This is a genomic window from Enterobacter sp. S-33, assembly GCF_028735835.1.
In the GTDB taxonomy this organism is placed as follows: Bacteria; Pseudomonadota; Gammaproteobacteria; order Enterobacterales; family Enterobacteriaceae; genus Enterobacter; species Enterobacter vonholyi.
The window spans coordinates 1,443,044-1,460,601 of record NZ_CP117838.1; the positions used below are offsets into that span (position 1 = coordinate 1,443,044).

Annotated in this window: 19 protein-coding genes; 7 read left to right on the forward strand and 12 right to left on the reverse strand. The window is 57.0% G+C overall.

What is annotated here, in order from left to right:
• Positions 1-35: 35 nt before the first annotated feature.
• Positions 36-1,361 (reverse strand): 30S ribosomal protein S12 methylthiotransferase RimO, encoded by a 1,326-nt coding sequence (gene rimO / locus PUP35_RS06755; RefSeq protein WP_023335043.1) that lies wholly within the window; start codon positions 1,359-1,361, stop codon positions 36-38.
• 216 nt (positions 1,362-1,577) lie between these two features.
• On the opposite strand from rimO, the gene bssR reads away from it, so the two are divergent.
• Together bssR and PUP35_RS06765 are read left to right on the forward strand one after the other, a co-directional pair.
• Positions 1,578-1,961: a biofilm formation regulator BssR gene (gene bssR, locus PUP35_RS06760; protein ID WP_111963863.1), complete on the forward strand. Its 384-nt coding sequence runs from the start codon at positions 1,578-1,580 to the stop codon at positions 1,959-1,961.
• Between the two features lie 106 nt (positions 1,962-2,067).
• Positions 2,068-3,186, forward strand: a complete 1,119-nt coding sequence (locus PUP35_RS06765) for a PQQ-dependent sugar dehydrogenase (RefSeq protein ID WP_274242423.1) — start codon at positions 2,068-2,070, stop codon at positions 3,184-3,186.
• On the opposite strand, the gene PUP35_RS06770 is transcribed toward PUP35_RS06765, so the two are convergent.
• A complete protein-coding gene (locus tag PUP35_RS06770; protein WP_111963865.1) occupies positions 3,187-3,813 on the reverse strand; it encodes a glutathione S-transferase family protein in 627 nt (208 codons plus the stop codon).
• 240 nt (positions 3,814-4,053) lie between these two features.
• Between PUP35_RS06770 and dacC the strand changes: the two genes are divergently transcribed.
• The gene (gene dacC, locus PUP35_RS06775; protein WP_111963928.1) at positions 4,054-5,259 is read left to right on the forward strand and encodes a serine-type D-Ala-D-Ala carboxypeptidase; all 1,206 of its coding nucleotides are present in this window, start codon (positions 4,054-4,056) and stop codon (positions 5,257-5,259) included.
• Positions 5,260-5,325: 66 nt separating this feature from the next.
• Here dacC and deoR read toward each other — a convergent pair whose 3' ends face one another.
• The 3 genes from deoR to PUP35_RS06790 all read right to left on the reverse strand — a co-directional run bounded on the left by deoR (position 5,326) and on the right by PUP35_RS06790 (position 7,496).
• A complete protein-coding gene (gene deoR / locus PUP35_RS06780) occupies positions 5,326-6,084 on the reverse strand; it encodes a DNA-binding transcriptional repressor DeoR (protein WP_008503427.1) in 759 nt (252 codons plus the stop codon).
• A 67-nt stretch (positions 6,085-6,151) separates the two neighbouring features.
• Complete coding sequence (gene ybjG / locus PUP35_RS06785; RefSeq protein WP_111963866.1) at positions 6,152-6,760, reverse strand: undecaprenyl-diphosphate phosphatase; 609 nt, start codon at positions 6,758-6,760, stop codon at positions 6,152-6,154.
• A 7-nt stretch (positions 6,761-6,767) separates the two neighbouring features.
• Positions 6,768-7,496 (reverse strand): phosphatase PAP2 family protein, encoded by a 729-nt coding sequence (locus PUP35_RS06790; protein ID WP_271367274.1) that lies wholly within the window; start codon positions 7,494-7,496, stop codon positions 6,768-6,770.
• Between the two features lie 168 nt (positions 7,497-7,664).
• Here PUP35_RS06790 and PUP35_RS06795 point away from each other — a divergent pair, with 168 nt between their 5' ends.
• On the forward strand, positions 7,665-8,897 hold the full coding sequence (locus tag PUP35_RS06795) for an MFS transporter (protein ID WP_274242428.1): 1,233 nt from the start codon (positions 7,665-7,667) through the stop codon (positions 8,895-8,897).
• 47 nt (positions 8,898-8,944) lie between these two features.
• On the opposite strand, the gene PUP35_RS06800 is transcribed toward PUP35_RS06795, so the two are convergent.
• Both PUP35_RS06800 and PUP35_RS06805 read right to left on the reverse strand, forming a co-directional pair.
• Positions 8,945-9,757 carry a Cof-type HAD-IIB family hydrolase gene (locus tag PUP35_RS06800; protein WP_127730186.1) on the reverse strand — a complete coding sequence of 271 codons (813 nt, stop codon included), beginning with the start codon at positions 9,755-9,757 and terminating at the stop codon, positions 8,945-8,947.
• Positions 9,747-10,961 (reverse strand): MFS transporter, encoded by a 1,215-nt coding sequence (locus PUP35_RS06805; protein ID WP_274242431.1) that lies wholly within the window; start codon positions 10,959-10,961, stop codon positions 9,747-9,749. Before PUP35_RS06805 ends, PUP35_RS06800 begins: the two co-directional genes overlap by 11 nt.
• Before the next feature lie 81 nt (positions 10,962-11,042).
• Here PUP35_RS06805 and PUP35_RS06810 point away from each other — a divergent pair, with 81 nt between their 5' ends.
• Positions 11,043-11,594 (forward strand): TetR/AcrR family transcriptional regulator, encoded by a 552-nt coding sequence (locus tag PUP35_RS06810; protein ID WP_111963929.1) that lies wholly within the window; start codon positions 11,043-11,045, stop codon positions 11,592-11,594.
• Positions 11,595-11,615: 21 nt separating this feature from the next.
• On the opposite strand, the gene arsC is transcribed toward PUP35_RS06810, so the two are convergent.
• From arsC to PUP35_RS06830, 4 genes are all read right to left on the reverse strand, one after another.
• Positions 11,616-12,047 carry a glutaredoxin-dependent arsenate reductase gene (gene arsC, locus PUP35_RS06815; RefSeq protein ID WP_115874585.1) on the reverse strand — a complete coding sequence of 144 codons (432 nt, stop codon included), beginning with the start codon at positions 12,045-12,047 and terminating at the stop codon, positions 11,616-11,618.
• A gap of 12 nt (positions 12,048-12,059) precedes the next feature.
• On the reverse strand, positions 12,060-13,349 hold the full coding sequence (locus PUP35_RS06820; protein WP_274242433.1) for an arsenic transporter: 1,290 nt from the start codon (positions 13,347-13,349) through the stop codon (positions 12,060-12,062).
• Between the two features lie 40 nt (positions 13,350-13,389).
• A complete protein-coding gene (locus PUP35_RS06825; RefSeq protein WP_274242434.1) occupies positions 13,390-13,710 on the reverse strand; it encodes a metalloregulator ArsR/SmtB family transcription factor in 321 nt (106 codons plus the stop codon).
• Between the two features lie 251 nt (positions 13,711-13,961).
• Positions 13,962-15,647, reverse strand: a complete 1,686-nt coding sequence (locus PUP35_RS06830) for an aspartate:alanine antiporter (protein ID WP_115874588.1) — start codon at positions 15,645-15,647, stop codon at positions 13,962-13,964.
• A 273-nt stretch (positions 15,648-15,920) separates the two neighbouring features.
• On the opposite strand from PUP35_RS06830, the gene PUP35_RS06835 reads away from it, so the two are divergent.
• The gene (locus tag PUP35_RS06835; RefSeq protein WP_111963875.1) at positions 15,921-16,295 is read left to right on the forward strand and encodes an inner membrane protein YbjM; all 375 of its coding nucleotides are present in this window, start codon (positions 15,921-15,923) and stop codon (positions 16,293-16,295) included.
• A 30-nt stretch (positions 16,296-16,325) separates the two neighbouring features.
• Here PUP35_RS06835 and PUP35_RS06840 read toward each other — a convergent pair whose 3' ends face one another.
• On the reverse strand, positions 16,326-16,595 hold the full coding sequence (locus PUP35_RS06840; RefSeq protein ID WP_006809455.1) for a GrxA family glutaredoxin: 270 nt from the start codon (positions 16,593-16,595) through the stop codon (positions 16,326-16,328).
• Between the two features lie 184 nt (positions 16,596-16,779).
• On the opposite strand from PUP35_RS06840, the gene nfsA reads away from it, so the two are divergent.
• Positions 16,780-17,502 carry a nitroreductase NfsA gene (gene nfsA, locus PUP35_RS06845; RefSeq protein WP_111963876.1) on the forward strand — a complete coding sequence of 241 codons (723 nt, stop codon included), beginning with the start codon at positions 16,780-16,782 and terminating at the stop codon, positions 17,500-17,502.
• Positions 17,503-17,558: the final 56 nt, after the last annotated feature.

A 17,558-nucleotide genomic window follows, 5' to 3' on the forward strand; every position in this document is an offset into this window, starting at 1 on the left:
CGCCTTACCCGGCCTACAAAAGAGGAGCAGGAAGATTAAACCCGGCTACCCCACAGGTCATACTCGTCCGCGTTTTCAACCTTCACGCGAATAATATCACCCGGCTTAACGCTGGTTTCGCCGTTCAGGTACACCGCACCGTCGATTTCAGGGGCGTCCGCCATGCTGCGGCCAATCGCGCCTTCTTCGTCAACTTCGTCGATAATAACCATGATCTCGCGGCCCACTTTTTCCTGCAGACGCTCGGCAGAAATCTGCTGCTGCAGCTGCATGAAGCGGTTCCAGCGTTCTTCTTTCACCTCTTCCGGCACCTGGTCCGCCAGCTCGTTGGCGGTTGCGCCTTCTACCGGGCTGTACTTGAAGCAGCCGACGCGGTCCAGACGCGCTTCTTTCAGGAAGTCGAGCAGCATCTGGAAGTCTTCTTCGGTTTCACCCGGGAAGCCGACGATGAAGGTGGAGCGCAGGGTCAGGTCAGGGCAGATCTCACGCCACTGCTTGATGCGGGCCAGCTGGCGGTCAACGGAGCCAGGACGTTTCATCAGCTTCAGGATACGCGGGCTCGCGTGCTGCAGCGGGATGTCCAGGTACGGCAGAATTTTGCCTTCCGCCATCAGTGGGATGACATCGTCAACGTGCGGGTACGGGTAGACGTAGTGCAGGCGCGTCCAGATACCGAGTTTGGACAGCTGCTCGCACAGGCCAACCATGCTGGTTTTCACCGGCTCGCCGTTGTGGAAACCGGAGCGGTGCTTCACGTCCACGCCGTAGGCAGAGGTGTCCTGGGAGATGACCAGCAGCTCCTTCACGCCCGCGTCGGCCAGACGTTTGGCTTCAGCCAGCACTTCGCCAATCGGACGGCTCACCAGATCGCCACGCATGGATGGGATGATGCAGAAGGTGCAGCGATGGTTGCAGCCTTCGGAAATTTTCAGGTACGCGTAGTGGCGCGGCGTCAGCTTCACGCCCTGTTCCGGCACCAGGCTCAGGAACGGGTTATGCTTTGGTTTTGGCACGTAGTGATGAACATGTTGCAGCACCTGCTCGTAGCTGTGCGGGCCGGTGATCTCCAGCACCTTCGGGTGCACTTCGCGGATCTGGTCTTCTTTCGCGCCCAGACAGCCGGTCACGATCACTTTACCGTTTTCCGTCAGGGCTTCACCGATGGCTTCCAGTGATTCCTGGACCGCGCTGTCGATAAACCCGCAGGTGTTAACGATCACCATATCGGCGTTGTCGTAGCTTGGCACCACGTCATAGCCCTCGGTGCGCAGTTCGGTCAGGATGCGTTCTGAATCCACCAGGTTTTTCGGGCAGCCCAGGGAGACGAAGCCGATTTTCGGCTGGTGCGTAACATTGCTCATAGGTTAAAAATTCATCAATTATGGAGTTATCAGGGCGGGATTTTACAGCGTATCGCGGGGGATTTATACACTCTTTGCAAGGTGGATGCGTCGGGCTGAGGTTGTAACATTGTAAATAATGTTAATCAGTTAATAAAAATTGATCTCAGGCATTAAACTGTACAAAAAATGTACTTATCCTGACTATGCACCATGGCTGACAGAGGAGGAAAGAGCATGACCGTTGACAGACTAAAACGCGATCTGCTGAACAAGCTGATCAACGCCCGAATCGACCTGGCCGCGTACCTGCAGTTGAGGAAGGCAAAAGGGTATATGTCAGTCAGCGAAAGCGAACATCTGCGTGATAACCTGTTTGAACTGTGTAATTTCATGCGTGAAAAAGCACCGACCCTGAAGGCGAATTACGGCGAAAGTGAGCTGATCGCGCTGCGCCGCGCCGCTGAGGTGCTCTCCATCGCTGGGGTATGTCTGATGAACGGACGCCACGACTGCCCGAACTTTATCGCCGTAAACGCGGAGAAGCTTGAAAACTGCCTGACAACGCTCTCTCTATGCATCATGTGCCTGAACGAGCACGAGAAGCTTGAACAGCACTGATCCCGGGGGAGGCAACTCCCCCTTCTGCTTAAGCTTTTGTAAAAGTGCTAACGCGCCCGGACGCAGTGGCTAATCTTTATGCCATATGCCGATAAAGGAGTGCGTTATGCCTCGATCCTCGCTGATTTCCCTGCCTGTATTATTCATTCCGTTTTCACTTCTTGCTGCGCCAGAGGCGGTGAAGGTCGAGGTGCTGCAAAACAGACTCGATCACCCCTGGTCCCTGGCGTTTCTGCCGGATAATGACGGGCTGCTGGTGACCCTGAAGGGTGGTCAGCTCAAACGCTGGCAGGCCGGAAAAGGGCTCTCCGATCCGATTGTCGGCGTGCCGAAGGTCTGGGCAAACGGTCAGGGAGGGTTGCTGGATGTGGTGCTTGCCCCAGATTTTGAGAAGTCGCGCCGCGTCTGGCTGAGCTACGCCGAGGCTGGGCATGACAGCAAAGCCGGCACGGCGGTAGGCTATGGCCGCCTGAGCGACGACTATTCCCGCATCGAGGGATTCCAGGTGGCGTTCCGCCAGATGCCGAAACTCTCAACCGGTAACCATTTTGGCGGGCGGCTGGTGTTCGACGGCAAAGGCTCTCTCTTTATTGGACTCGGCGAGAATAATCAGCGTCCGACGGCGCAGGATCTGGATAAATTGCAGGGTAAAGTGGTGCGCCTTACCGAAGACGGAAAAGTCCCGCCGGATAACCCCTTTGTGAATACCCCCGGTGCGCGACCCGAAATCTGGTCTTACGGCATTCGCAACCCGCAGGGGATGGCGATGAACCCCTGGAGCGACACGCTCTGGCTGAACGAGCACGGCCCGCGAGGCGGGGATGAGATCAACATTCCGGAGAAAGGAAAAAACTACGGCTGGCCGCTGGCGACGCACGGCATTAACTACAGCGGCCTGAAAATCCCGGAAGCCAAAGGCGAGCACGTTGAGGGAACCGAAAAACCGCTGTTCGTCTGGAAAGTCTCACCCGCGGTGAGCGGCATGGCGTTTTACAACAGCGACGTTTTCCCGCAGTGGAAAAACAAGCTGTTTATCGGCGCGCTGAAGGAGAAGGACGTGATCGTGCTGAGCGTGGACGGCAATAAGGTGACGGAGGACGGGCGAATTCTGGGCGACCGGGACCAGCGTATTCGCGATGTGCGGGTGGGGCCGGATGGGTATCTGTATGTCCTGACCGACGAGACGGACGGGCAGCTGTTGAAAGTCAGCCCGTCCGGCGCGTAATCAGGTGACCGGGATCATTACCACGTTGCGGTACGCCGGGCGATCGCTCAGCTGTTTTAGCCAGCGCTCAAGGTGAGGGCGCGGCGTCCACTTCAGGCCCATATTGGTCAGGTTCCAGACGAACGGCGCCACGGCAATATCGCCCACGCCGAACGCCTCGCCGGAGAACCAGGCGTGCTTCGCCAGCTCGTCATCCATCATCGCAAAAAGATTTTCGCAGGCATCCTGGGCGGCGTGAATTGCGGGATAATCGCGTTCGGCTTCCGGCGTGCGGATAAGTCCCATCAGGATCACGCGGTGGGTTGGAGACAGCGTCTGATTCGCCCAGTCCATCCACTTTTCACCCTGGGCACGCCGGGCGGGGTTTTCAACCCACAGGCGGCCCTGACCGTACTGCGCGGCAAGGTAACGGACAATGGTGTTGGACTCCCAAAGCGTCGCGTCTGTTTCATCATCGCGCAGCAGCGGCACCAGGCCGTTCGGGTTCATGGCCAGATAGTCGGCCTCTTTGTTTACGCCGAACGACATGCCGGCCATGATTTGATTGAACGGTAAATCCAGCTCCTCGAGCGTCCAGAGCACTTTCTTAACGTTGGTCGAGTTGTTCCTGCCCCAAAGCGTAATCATATTTACTCCTGATGAGATGTGAATCCGTGTCAGCTTTCGCCATGGTGAGATAAACCTAACAATTACGCAACAGAAGACAAAAAAATCGTCTGAATCAAAGCGTATCTGAATGTTATTGCATAAACTTTAATAACTTTACCCTCGTTGGGTTTCTTTAACCGTTTTAGTGCGCTATTACTCATCGCTTCTTGCGACACGGTGATGTGACGTAATTTTTGAATGGACACTCGGGTGGCATTTATGACGCGTAAAATGACTTCTCTGCGCAGCCTTGCGACAGGCTCTGCGCTCCTTTTCATGTTTGCACCAACTCTCTACGCAGCTGAGCAGGCTGCGCCCGAAGCGCCGCCTGTGGACGCGCGCGCATGGATCCTGATGGATTATTCCAGCGGTAAAGTGCTGGCGGAAGGTAATGCAGATGAGAAACTCGATCCGGCAAGCCTGACCAAAATCATGACCAGCTATGTGGTCGGCCAGGCGCTGAAAGCGGGCAAGATCAAGCTGGACGATATGGTCACCATCGGGAAGGATGCCTGGGCGACCGGCAACCCGGCGCTGCGGGGATCTTCCGTGATGTTCCTGAAGCCTGGGGATCAGGTCTCCGTTTCCGATCTGAACAAAGGGGTAATTATTCAGTCGGGAAATGATGCGTGCATTGCGCTGGCCGATTATGTTGCCGGCAGCCAGGATTCTTTCATTGGCTTGATGAATGGTTACGCGCAGAAACTGGGCTTAACCAACACCACGTTCAAAACAGTTCACGGTCTGGATTCGCCGGGACAGTTCAGTACCGCGCGCGACATGGCGCTGCTGGGGAAAGCGCTGATCCACGACGTGCCGGATGAATACGCCATCCATAAAGAGAAAGAGTTTACCTTCAATAAAATCCGTCAGCCGAACCGCAACCGACTGTTGTGGAGCAGCAACGTTAACGTGGACGGAATGAAAACCGGCACCACGGCGGGCGCGGGCTATAACCTGGTGGCCTCCGCGACCCAGGGCGACATGCGCCTGATTTCGGTGGTGCTGGGCACCAAAACCGACCGTATTCGCTTTAATGAGTCAGAAAAACTGCTGACGTGGGGCTTCCGCTTCTATGAAACCGTGACGCCGATTAAACCGGATGCCACGTTCGTCAGCCAGCGCGTCTGGTTTGGTGACAAGAGCGAAGTGAACCTGGGTGCGGGTGAGGCGGGCTCGGTGACCATTCCGCGTGGTCAGCTGAAAAACCTGAAGGCCAGCTACACCCTGACCGACCCGCAGCTCACCGCGCCACTGAAAAAAGGTCAGGTAGTCGGGACGATTGATTTCCAGCTAAACGGTAAATCAATTGAACAGCGTCCGTTAATTGTAATGGAAGCGGTCGAAGAGGGCGGCTTCTTCAGCCGGATGTGGGATTTCGTGATGATGAAATTCCACGGGTGGTTCGGCAGCTGGTTCAGCTAAACCTGATGGGTTTTCTCCCTCTCCCTGTGGGAGAGGGCTGGGGTGCGGGCATCAGACCGCACCCTCTTAATACATCAATTTCACCTGCTGCGCCTTCGCGTGGGCCACAATCTCGTCGTCCGGGCGGCAGTCGCTGACGATGGCGTCGAACTGCGCCAGCTCGCCCATTCTTGCCGAACGGACTTTACCAAACTTGCTGTGATCGACCACCAGAACATGGTACTGCGCGGCGCTTAATGCCCAGTGTTTCACCGGCAGCTCTTCCAGGTTAAAGCAGGTTGCGCCCTGGCGCACGTTGACGCCCGCCGCGGAATAAAACGCGATATCCGGGCAGAGATTGCTGAGCGTATCCTGCAGGTTGAGCGGCTTAAAGATGGCGTTGCTGGCGTGAAACTCGCCGCCGCACAGGATCACCCGGCACTCGGGTTTCTCCTGAAGCGCCAGAAAGGTGTTCAGGGAGTAGCACACGGCAGTAAAAGGAATGCTGCTGTCGATGGCCTCGATAATCCACGGCGTGGTGGTGCCGCAATCAAAAAATAGCGTCTGGTGCGGCTGTACCAGCGAGGCTGCAAGCCGGGCGGCTTTGCGTTTCTCTTCCACCAGGCGCGTCTTCTGGTCGCTGATCAGATAATGGCTGGCGCTACGCGGCTCAAGCACAATATACCCGCCCAGCAGCACGACGGGCGCGCTTTCGCTGTTAAGATCCCGACGAATGGTCATCTCTGAGACGCCGAGGAGGTTGGCGGCTTCCTTAAGATGCAGCTTATCGCTGCGCTTCAGCGCCTGTAGCAGCTGAGCAATGCGGTCATCGCGACGTGTTTCCATAGTTCCTCGGGATAAAAAAGTGAACCCCCGCAGGGCGGGGGTTCAAGTGTAACCTGTCAGGTTGGGGTTAGTCACGTATCCAGCCTTTGCGGATCGGGATAGCGAAAATGGCGCGATAGAGTGATGACAGCGTGCGGTAGAGCGCTTCACCAAAGAGGCTCCACAGGATAGCCGCGCTCACGCAGCCAATCAGCCCGACCAGGAAGCCGCCCACCATATCCAGCGGCCAGTGGACGCCCAGGTAAACGCGAGACCAGGCGATGGCTACAGCGACCACCATCAGCACCGCACCAGACCACAGGCGATGCCAGAACAGGAAGGCCAGCGCAAAGGTGAAGATCACCGTCCCGTGATCGCTCGGGAACGAGTCATCTGGCGCATGATGCAGGAAGGTATAGCCGACGTGATCGACAAACGGACGATCGTGCGGGAACGCGTGGCCCAGAATGTAGCTCACCAGGACGCTTACGCCGAGAGCCATCGCCACTTTGATTACCAGCTTGCGCTGTGCTTTCACCTGGCTACGAGGCCCCCACAGCCAGAGAATGGCTGCCAGCGCGGGCACGATACCGATCAGGTCTTTTGCCAGAAAGGTGGCAAAGTCGATCATCCACTCGGGCGAGGCCGGTGTGGCGTTGATCAGATAAAACAGCTGATAATTCAGATTCTCTAGCATAGCGTTATCACTCTTTAGCAAACCGGGTGGAAATCAGCCCGTAGACCACCACCTGGGAAAACCAGACCCACCACCCGGCCCACAGGTTGTGAGAGAAAAAATGCGCCCCGCGCATGACCTGACCGAAGCCCATCGCCAGACCTAACACCACGCCCAGCGCGACGAAGCACCAGGCGAGACGCGGACGTTCGCGCCAGAAGGCAAAAAACAGCCCCATCACCATAAAGCCGCTGGAGGCATGACCGCCGGGGAAACAGCGCCCCGGACCGCTGTCAGCAGGAATGGCGCTGAACAGGGGGTAGGACACGGCCTTCCCGCCATATTCCACCAGATCCCACGGACAGCTGTGATGGCTCATGCTTTTCAGCAGGCCTACCACCAGCGCGCCAACGCCCATCAGTAGCGCCGCCGTAACCAGCCTTGCGTTACGCTTGTAGGCGCCGTAAAACAGCGCCACGGCGCCTGAGGCGATGGCAATGTACTTCGCCAGTCGGTGGTTGAGCAGATCCAGCAGGTGGTCTTTCTGCAGCGGAAAGCTCTGCGTCGCCGCGTCATACCAAAAGCCGGTTATCCATCTGTCGAGCGCTTCATTGCGCGATAGCCACGTAAATACCACGGCAAGGGCAATCAGTATGAAAAGCTGATAACCATAAAAGCGGGACGGTAAGCGGTAAAGGCGTTTTGTCTTATTTGTCTGTAACTTAGACAATTCTGAACGGCTGGAGGTAAGTGCCATGATTTGGGGTCGTTGACGAGTAATGGGGCTATCATAAAAGTGTCAACTTAAGGAAACCTTAAACGAAGACGATATGTGCTTTATTTCTGTTTATCCTCGATAAATCACTATCTCGGGCTGCGGCATTTCATTACACTCGTCGCGATTTTGTCATTATAAAGAGATTGCATGTTAAACCGTTCTTCTTCTGGTTCACGTCTGGGTCGTCAGGCGTTGCTTTTCCCTCTGTGTCTGGTGCTCTACGAATTTTCTACCTATATCGGCAACGATATGATCCAGCCCGGTATGCTGGCCGTGGTGGCGCAGTACAACGCCGGAATCGAGTGGGTACCGACCTCCATGACCGCCTATCTGGCCGGCGGCATGTTTTTGCAGTGGCTGTTAGGCCCGCTGTCGGATCGTATTGGCCGCCGTCCGGTGATGCTGACGGGCGTGGTGTGGTTTATCGTCACCTGTCTTGCCACGCTGCTGGCGCAAAACATTGAACAATTTACCCTGCTGCGCTTCCTGCAGGGGGTGAGCCTGTGCTTTATCGGCGCCGTGGGGTATGCCGCCATTCAGGAATCGTTTGAAGAGGCGGTGTGTATCAAAATTACCGCGCTGATGGCGAACGTGGCGCTCATTGCCCCCTTACTCGGGCCGCTGGTGGGTGCCGCGTGGGTGCATATAGCGCCATGGGAAGGGATGTTTGTGCTGTTTGCCGTTCTCGCCGCCATCGCGTTCTTTGGTCTGCACCGGGCGATGCCGGAAACGGCCACCCGCATCGGCGAGAAACTCTCGCTGAAAGAGCTGGGTCGGGATTATAAAGAAGTGCTGAAGAATGGCCGCTTTGTGGCGGGCGCGCTGGCGACCGGGTTCGTTAGCCTGCCGCTGCTGGCGTGGATCGCCCAGTCTCCGGTTATTATCATCAGCGGCGAAAAGCTCAGCAGCTATGAGTATGGTCTGCTGCAGGTGCCGATCTTTGGCGCGCTGATTATCGGGAACCTGGTGCTGGCACGTCTGACGTCACGCCGCACCGTCCGTTCGCTTATTATCATGGGCGGCTGGCCGATTGCGGCAGGGTTGATTCTGGCGGCGGTGGCGACCGTCGCGTCATCACACGCTTATCTGTGGATGACGGCGGGACTGAGCATCTACGCCTTCGGGATTGGCGTGGCCAACGCCGGTCTGGTGCGCCTGACGCTGTTCGCCAGCGAGATGAGTAAAGGCACGGTCTCCGCGGCGATGGGGATGCTGCAGATGCTGATTTTTACCGTCGGTATCGAGGTGAGCAAGCATGCCTACGCGATGGGCGGCAACGGGCTGTTCAGCCTGTTTAACCTCGCCAACGGCGTGCTGTGGGTTGCCCTGATGGTGGTGTTCCTGAAAGACAAGCGCGTTGGAAACGCCCTGCAACCTTAACTGTTTATTCCCTCTCCCTGTGGGAGAGGGCACCAGACCGCACGGTGTTAATTAAACGGTGCCTCTCCATCCAGCACCTTATCAATCACATCCAACACGCCTTCATCGTTATTGTGCGGCGCTTCAAAACGCGCCGCCGCTTTGATATGCGGTCTGGCATTCGCCATCGCAAAGCTGAATCCGGACTGGCGCAGCATCTCCACGTCGTTGCCGCTGTCGCCGAAGGCCACCACTTCGCTATCGTCTATGCCCCAGCGCTTTTGCAGGATCCGCAGGCCGTTAGCCTTATGCACGCCGGGTATGATCAGGTCGATACTGCCGTGACCGGTGGTGACGGGCACCATGATGTCACTCAGCTTTTCATGCAGCAGCGCCTGAATACGCGGAATTTCATCGTCAGACACGTTGAGCCCGAACTTGAAGAAAATATCGTTCAGGTTGTCGAAATCGCTGACCATTTCCAGACGGTGATAGTACTTCGCCGCGATACCCTTAAAACCTTCGTCATAGCACTTCAGCGTGTAGGCGCTGCTCTTCCCGCAGGCGATAATCTCAATGCCGGGAACGTCGCTTAACACGTTCGCAACGGTCTCGAAATGGGCTTTCGACAGTTCACCGTTAAAGACGTCTTCACCCTCACTTACGACCCAGCCGCCGTTTTCGGCGACGAATGAAATTTCATGCGCAATCTCCGGGAAAAAGGAGATCAGCTGGTAGAACTGGTTGCCGCTGGCGACCACGAAGCGAATGCCTTGCGCCTTCATGCGGGCGTACTGCGCCAGAAAGCGCGGACGATTGTAGGTCTTGGCATCGCTGAGGAATGTGCCATCCATGTCGACGGCGATCAGTTTAACGCTCATATCCCTTCTCCAGTGTCGTTTGATTCGTTTCCGGCTTTGCCACCGCGCGCGCCACCAGCGCCGCGATGATGACCAACCCTAACACCACCAGCATGGCGCTGCGCAGTCCGTAGTGCTCGCCGAGGAAGCCGAGCAGCGGCGGCCCGACCAGGAAGGCGAGATAGCCCGTGGTTGCCACCACGCTGACGCGCGTCGGGGCATCCGGGCCGGTATCGCTGGCGGCTGAAATGGTAAGCGGAAAGCCGAGCGACGCACCCAGTCCCCAGAGGATCACCGAGACCCCGGCAATCCAGTCCACATCGACAAATATGATCATCGCGATACCCAGGCCGCCCAGCAGGGCGCTGGCGCGCACCACCGCTACGCGGCTGTAGCGGTCGATAAACCAGCCGCCGGTGAAGCGCCCGACGGTCATCCCCAGCGTAAAACCGGCGTAGATCAGCGAGCCGGAGGTCGGGCTAAAGCCGTGACCGTCTACCATCAGCAGCGGCAGCCAGTCGTTGGCGGACCCTTCGGCGAAGGCCATAGCCAGCACCACCACGCCGATCAGCATCAACTGGAAGTCGCGGTAGAAGGGCAGCCCTTTTTCGGCCGAGTGCTGTTCGTCAGCGGAGTTCTTACCTGTGCCGTCCGGGATCGCCCGGATGCCGGTCAGAATCGGAATGATGCACACCATCGCTGCCAGCAGGATATGCAGATTGGCGCTCACGCCAGTGGCCGTCAGCGCCATTCCCACGCCCGCACCGGCCAGCGTGCCGAGGCTGTAAAAACCGTGCATCATCGGCAGCACGGTTTTGTTCATCTCACGCTCGACAGCCGCTCCTTCAACGTTGATGGCAACTTCCGCCGAACCGAAGCTGCCGCCAAATACCGTCAGCCCCAGCGCAAACAGCACCGGTGAGGCAAACCACAGCGCGACGCTGAGCACGATCATCCCGAACACCGCGAAGCACATGGTGGTGCGGATCACCGCCCGCGTACCGAAGCGCTTCACCAGCCACGCGGAGCAGAGGATGCCGCTCATGGAGCCTATCGACAGGCCAAACAGCACGATACCCATCTCAGCTGTAGAGACGGACAAAATGTCGCGAATGGCGGGGGTGCGCGTGGCCCAGGAGGCCATCAGCAGACCGGGAATAAAGAAGAACATAAACAGCGCCCACATGCGGAGCTGCAGGGCTTTGCGGGAAGAGGTCAGCGTCATTGGGGTAGCACCAGAAGTACAACAATAGCGACAACACTAGCAAGTTTGTGTACATTTGTACACAAACCAGGTGAGGAAATGATGAGCAGACCACCCAACGATCCGCATCGCCGGGAGAAAATCCTGCAGGCGACCCTCGACACCATTGCTGAACACGGTATTCACGCCGTCACGCACCGGAAAATCGCCACCTGCGCGGGCGTGCCGCTGGGGTCGATGACCTACTATTTCGACGGTATGGAGCCGCTGCTGGAGGAGGCCTTCACGTGGTTTACCCGCCAGATGTCGCAGCAGTACCGGGATTTCTTCGCGGGCGTCACCGGGCCGGAAATGGCGTGCGAATCCATTACCACTCTGATCCACAGCTCGCAGGTGACGACGCCGCACAACATGGCGCTGATGTATCAGCTTTACGCTTTTATGCACCGCAGCGCGGCGCTCAAAACGGTGATGCAGGACTGGATGAAGATGAGCCAGACAACGCTCGAGCAGTGGTTCGACCCGGTCACCACCCGCGCGCTGGATGCCTTTATTGAAGGAATGACGCTGCACTACGTCACCGACCGGGCGCCGCTATCCCGCGAAGAGATCCGGGCGATGGTGGGGAGAATTGCGGGCGAGGGGAACCCTTAGGTATCGCTCGCCCTGCCAGTTTTACCTGCGCTCGATTTTATTCCCGCTGGCGTCAACCACCGCTTCGCCATCTTCTTTCGTAAATGCCCCTTTCTGTGCGTCCGGCAGGATGTCGAGGACGACTTCAGACGGGCGGCACAGGCGAGTGCCCAGCGGCGTCACGACGATCGGACGGTTAATCAGAATCGGGTGTTGCAGCATAAAATCGATAAGCTGGTGGTCGGTGAAGCTGTCTTCGGCCAGGCCGAGCTGTTCGTAGGGCTCCACGTTTTTACGCAGCAGATCCCGCACCGAGATCCCCATATCGGCAATCAGGGTTGTCAGCTTATCGCGCGACGGCGGGGTTTCCAGATAGAGGATAATCTCTGGCTCCGTGCCGCTGTTGCGGATCATCTCCAGCGTGTTGCGCGACGTGCCGCAGGCGGGGTTGTGGTAGATAGTGATGTGGCTCATATCAGTGGCTCATTACAGTGTGAAGGAGAGACGTAGCGCCAGCGCGGCGAGCGTCACAAACAGGACCGGCAGCGTCATAATGATGCCCGTCCGGAAGTAGTAGCCCCAGCTAATCGTCATGTTTTTCTGCGCCAGCACGTGAAGCCAGAGCAGGGTGGCAAGGCTGCCGATAGGCGTGATTTTCGGCCCCAAATCGCAGCCAATCACGTTGGCGTAAATCATTGCTTCCTTAATCAGTCCTGTCGCCGTACTGCCCTCAATGGAGAGCGCGCCAATCAGCACCGTGGGCATATTGTTCATTATGGATGACAGGAACGCGGTGATGAACCCGGTTCCCAGCGTGGTGGCCCACAGCCCTTGCCCGGCCAGGCTATTCAGTACGCCTGAGAGATATTCCGTCAGCCCGGCATTGCGCAGGCCATACACCACCAGATACATCCCCAGCGAGAAGATCACGATCTGCCACGGTGCGCCGCGCAGCACTTTTCCGGTATTTATCGCATGTCCGCGTTTTGCAACGGCAAACAAAACCAGCGCTCCCGCAGTCGCAATGGCGCTGACCGGAATACCCAGCGGCTCCAGCACAAAGAAACCGACGAGAAGAAGGAGCAGCACGATCCAGCCCGTTCTGAAGGTCGGGAGGTCGTGAATGGCCCGCGCGGGCTCGCAGAGTTTTGCCAGGTCATATTCCGGGGGAATTTCCTTGCGGAAGAACAGATGCAGCATCACCAGCGTTGCGGCAATCGCGGCGATATCAACGGGAATCATCACCGAAGCGTATTCGCTGAACCCCAGCTTGAAGAAGTCTGCCGAGACGATGTTGACCAGGTTCGACACAATCAGCGGCAGGCTGGCGGTATCGGCGATAAAACCTGCCGCCATCACAAACGCCAGCGTGGCCCGCTTGCTGAACCCCAGAGCCAGCAGCATGGCGATAACGATAGGGGTCAGGATCAGCGCCGCACCGTCATTGGCAAACAGCGCCGCGACGGCTGCGCCCAGCAGCACGATATACGTAAACAGCAATCGTCCGCGGCCGTTCCCCCAGCGGGCAACGTGCAGTGCCGCCCACTCGAAAAAGCCGGACTCATCCAGCAGCAGGCTGATGATGATGACGGCGATAAACGTTGCCGTGGCGTTCCAGACGATATTCCACACAACCGGAATATCGTTTACGTGAATAACGCCGCTGGCGAGCGCCAGTACGGCACCAATAGTCGCGCTCCAGCCGATGCTGAGCCCTTTGGGCTGCCAGATGACCAGTACCAGCGTAAACAGAAAAATAGCCCCTGCCAGAAACATCTGTTACCCCGTTATATCTGTTTTTGTGAATGTGTTTTGCTTAGCACAAGCCCGGAAGTCGGTTTTTCAGCTTCATGCGTGTCTCTTCCCGCAGGCAGTTCCAGCTGGTGTCGATAACGGTAGCCGCCCACGCGGGCATGTTGGGAGAGAGACGGTAATAGACCCATTTCCCTTCACGGCGATCGATAACCAGCCCGGATTCCCGCAGCAGCGCCATATGGCGGGAGACCTTCGGCTGAGATTCGGCGGTGGCGGCGCAGAGATCGCAGACGCATAGCTCGCCCGCTTCGCGGAGCAGCATGACGATGGCGAGCCGCGTTTCGTCAGAGAGGGTTTTGAAGAGCTGGAGCGGGTGGAGCATGAGGGTTCCTGTCGGCGTGGCTTTTATATGCGTTTAATCATATATGTTTTAATGGCTGGAGAGAAGGTGAAATTGAGTAAGGGGAATTTCAGGCAACAAAAAACCCATCAACCTTGAACCAAAACGGCGGGGTTGATGGGCTCCACAAATTGGGGACATCAAAGAAAAGCAGTGGCACTAGTTATGACTGCCCCCTGATAAAAAAGTTCTGCGCGTAACGAAAATAATTTCACCACGCGCAAACTTAGGAGTTATCCGAGTCCCGGCCAGATGATAATGATCAGCGTACCCGCCAGCGTAAGCAGCACGTTAGCGATAGCATACGTGCCCGCATAGCCCAGCGCCGGGATGTTGCTGCGCGCGGTATCGCTGATGATTTCCATGGCCGGCGCACAGGTACGCGCCCCCATCATCGCCCCGAAGAGCAGGGCGCGGTTCATGCGCAGCACGTAGGCGCCGAACAGGAAGCAGATCACCACCGGCACCAGGCTGACGATAAGTCCGGAAACCAACATTTGCCAGCCGACGGCGCCCAGGCTGTGGCCAATGCCGCTGCCCGCGCTTAGGCCCACGCCCGCCATAAAGACCATCAGACCGAACTCTTTCACCATGTTCAGCGCGCCCTGCGGAATGTAGCCGAAGGTAGGATGGTTCGCTCGCAGGAAGCCTAGCATGATACCGGCGAACAGCAGCCCGGCGGCGTTACCGATGCCGAAGCTAAAGTTGCTGAACTGGAAGGTGATCATCCCGATCATCAGGCCAACAATAAAGAAAGCGCAGAAGGCCAGCAGGTCGGTGACCTGGCTGTGAATGGAGATAAAGCCGATGCGGTCGGCCACGGTTTTCACGCGTCGGGCGTCGCCGCTGACCTGCAGCACGTCGCCTTTGTTGAGCACCACGTTGTCGTCGATAGGCATCTCAATCTGACTGCGGATCACGCGGTTGAGGAAGCAGCCGTGGTCGGTCAGCTTCAGCTGCGCCAGGCGGCGGCCCACGGCATTATGGTTTTTCACCACGATCTCTTCGGTGACGATGCGCATGTCGAGCAGGTCGCGGTCGAACACCTCTTTGCCGTTACGGAAGCTCGGGTCGAGACGGGCGTGGGCGTCCGGGTAACCCACCAGCGCGATGTCGTCGCCCATCTGCAGCACCGCGTCGCCGTCCGGGTTCGCCAGAATGCCGTTGCGGCGGATACGTTCGATATAGCAGCCCGTCTGGCGGTAAATCCCCAGCTCGCGCAGATTTTTGCCGTCAGCCCAGGCAACCAGCTCTGGCCCAACGCGATAGGCGCGGATCACCGGGAGATAGACTTTACGTTTGGAATCGGTATCCAGACCGCGCTCGCGGGCGATTTGCTGGGCGCTGGTCTGTAGATCCTGGTGCTGCAGTTTTGGCAGATAGCGTGCGCCAACGATCAGGCTCACCAGACCAATCAGATAGGTCAGGGCATAGCCCAGGCTCAGGTGGTCGAGTGCGGCAGAAAGCTGTGCGCCGGCCATGCCGGAATGACGCAGGGTATCACCGGCACCCACCAGCACCGGGGTGGAGGTCATCGAACCTGCCAGCATACCGGCCGTTAACCCGATATCCCAGCCAAACACTTTACCCAGCCCTAACGCGATCAGCAGCGCGCTGCCGACCATCACCAGCGCCAGCATCAGATAATTTTTGCCGTCGCGGAAGAAAATTGAAAAAAAGTTCGGTCCCGCTTCCACGCCAACACAAAAAATAAACAGCATAAAACCTAAGTTGAGCGCGTCCGTGTTAATGCTGAAGTGCTGTTGACCTAATAATAAGGAAACGACTAAAACGCCAATGGAATTACCAAGTTGAACTGAACCCAGGCGCAATTTACCCAGGCAAAGGCCCAGCGCCAGTACCACAAATAATAACAGGATGTAATTCCCATTTAACAAGTCTGCGACGTTTATATTCACGGAGGCTAACTTCTTGTTTACCAGTAAGTTGTTGAATGAAAGGACTATTTGGGCTACTGTTTTCTGGGTCAGGGAAAGGCGTTAACGCTCCCTGTTTCCTGCTTTATTCCCTAAAACATTAGCTGGCGTGTAGTTTAATCGCATTAGCTACTGACAGCTACCTATTATCGCATCACCCTGTGCGTACTTTGGCAAGGATTGCCGCATTGCTTTATCTGACCGGGCGTCTACCCGACGAAGCTGTATTTGATAGAGATAAGTCAGGAGGATACTTTGAACATTAAACGAAACTGGGCGGGGGTGATCAGCTGCTTTTTGCTGTTTACCGTCGTGTGCATGTCGCTCGCTTTTAATCTGAAAGGGGCATTCAGGGCTGCCGGACACCCGGAGCTGGGGCTGCTCTTTTTTACCCTGCCGGGAGCGGCAGCCAGTTTTCTTTCCCGTAAAGGGGAAGTGGTCAAGCCGCTAATTGGCGCCATGCTGGCGGCACCGCTGTGTCTGCTGCTGATGCGCATGCTGTATGTTTCAACGCGAAGTTTCTGGCAGGAGCTGGCGTGGTTGATGAGCGCCGTATTCTGGTGCGCCCTTGGCGCGCTCTGCTACTTATTTGTGCGCAGTCTGCTTCAACGCCGACGGCACCACAAATAAAAACGCCCTCTCGGTGAGGGCGTCCTTTCATTACTGGGCAGCAAACAGGCCCAGGTGCTCTTTGGCGTAAGCTTCGAAGTCCGTGCAGCCGCCGATGTGTTTCTGATCGAGGAAGATCTGCGGTACGGTTTCAACCGGCTTACCGACGGTTTTTTCGAGATCCGCTTTCGTGATGCCTTCCGCGTGGATATCCACGTAGCGGAAGTTGAAGTCATCGCGCTCTTCGGTCAGTTTCTCAGCCAACTCTTTCGCGCGTACACAGTATGGGCACCCTGGACGACCAAAAATTACTGCAAACATTTCTCTCTCCTCAAAAAACAAGCCTGACGGCGAATGACACGTATAGTGCCCCATAACCTGTCGTCATAAAAGAAGGTTTCGCCTGTCGTTATAATATCTATGAGCTATGTTTCGCCAATTACACCGCGCATATCATTGCCTATACTGGCTGCCATACGTATTAAGCAAGACAAAGAGAGACAAGATGACGCCAACCATAGACCTGCTCCTTTCCCATCGTTCCATTCGCCACTTCACCGATGAGCCGATTACCGATGCGCAGCGCGAAGCGATTATTAACAGCGCAAGGGCGACTTCAAGTTCCAGCTTCCTGCAGTGCAGCTCCATTATCCGCATTACCGACCCGGCCATGCGTGAACAGCTGGTGACGCTGACCGGCGGGCAGAAGCATGTGGCTCAGGCAGCCGAGTTCTGGGTATTCTGCGCCGACTTTAACCGCCACCTGCAGATCTGCCCTGAGGCCGAGCTCGGGCTGGCCGAACAGCTGCTGTTGGGCGTGGTGGATACCGCGCTGATGGCGCAAAACGCCTTTACGGCGGCGGAGTCGCTGGGATTAGGCGGCGTCTACATCGGAGGCCTGCGTAACAACATTCAAAGCGTGACGGACCTGCTGAAGCTGCCAAAACACGTGCTGCCGCTGTTTGGCCTGTGTCTCGGCTGGCCGGCGGATAACCCGGATCTGAAGCCGCGTATTCCCGCGGCGATGCTGGTGCACGAAAACCACTACCAGCCGGTCGATCAGGACGTCCTGAATCAATACGATGAAGAGCTGGCGAACTACTACCTGACGCGCGGCAGCAATAACCGTCGCGACACCTGGACTGACCATATTCGCCGCACCATCATTAAAGAAAATCGCCCGTTTATTCTTGATTATCTGCACAAACAGGGCTGGGCTACGCGATAGTCCATTTATCCTGCGCCTACCTGCGTATATGATACGCAGGCTTTTTCCATGTCTTC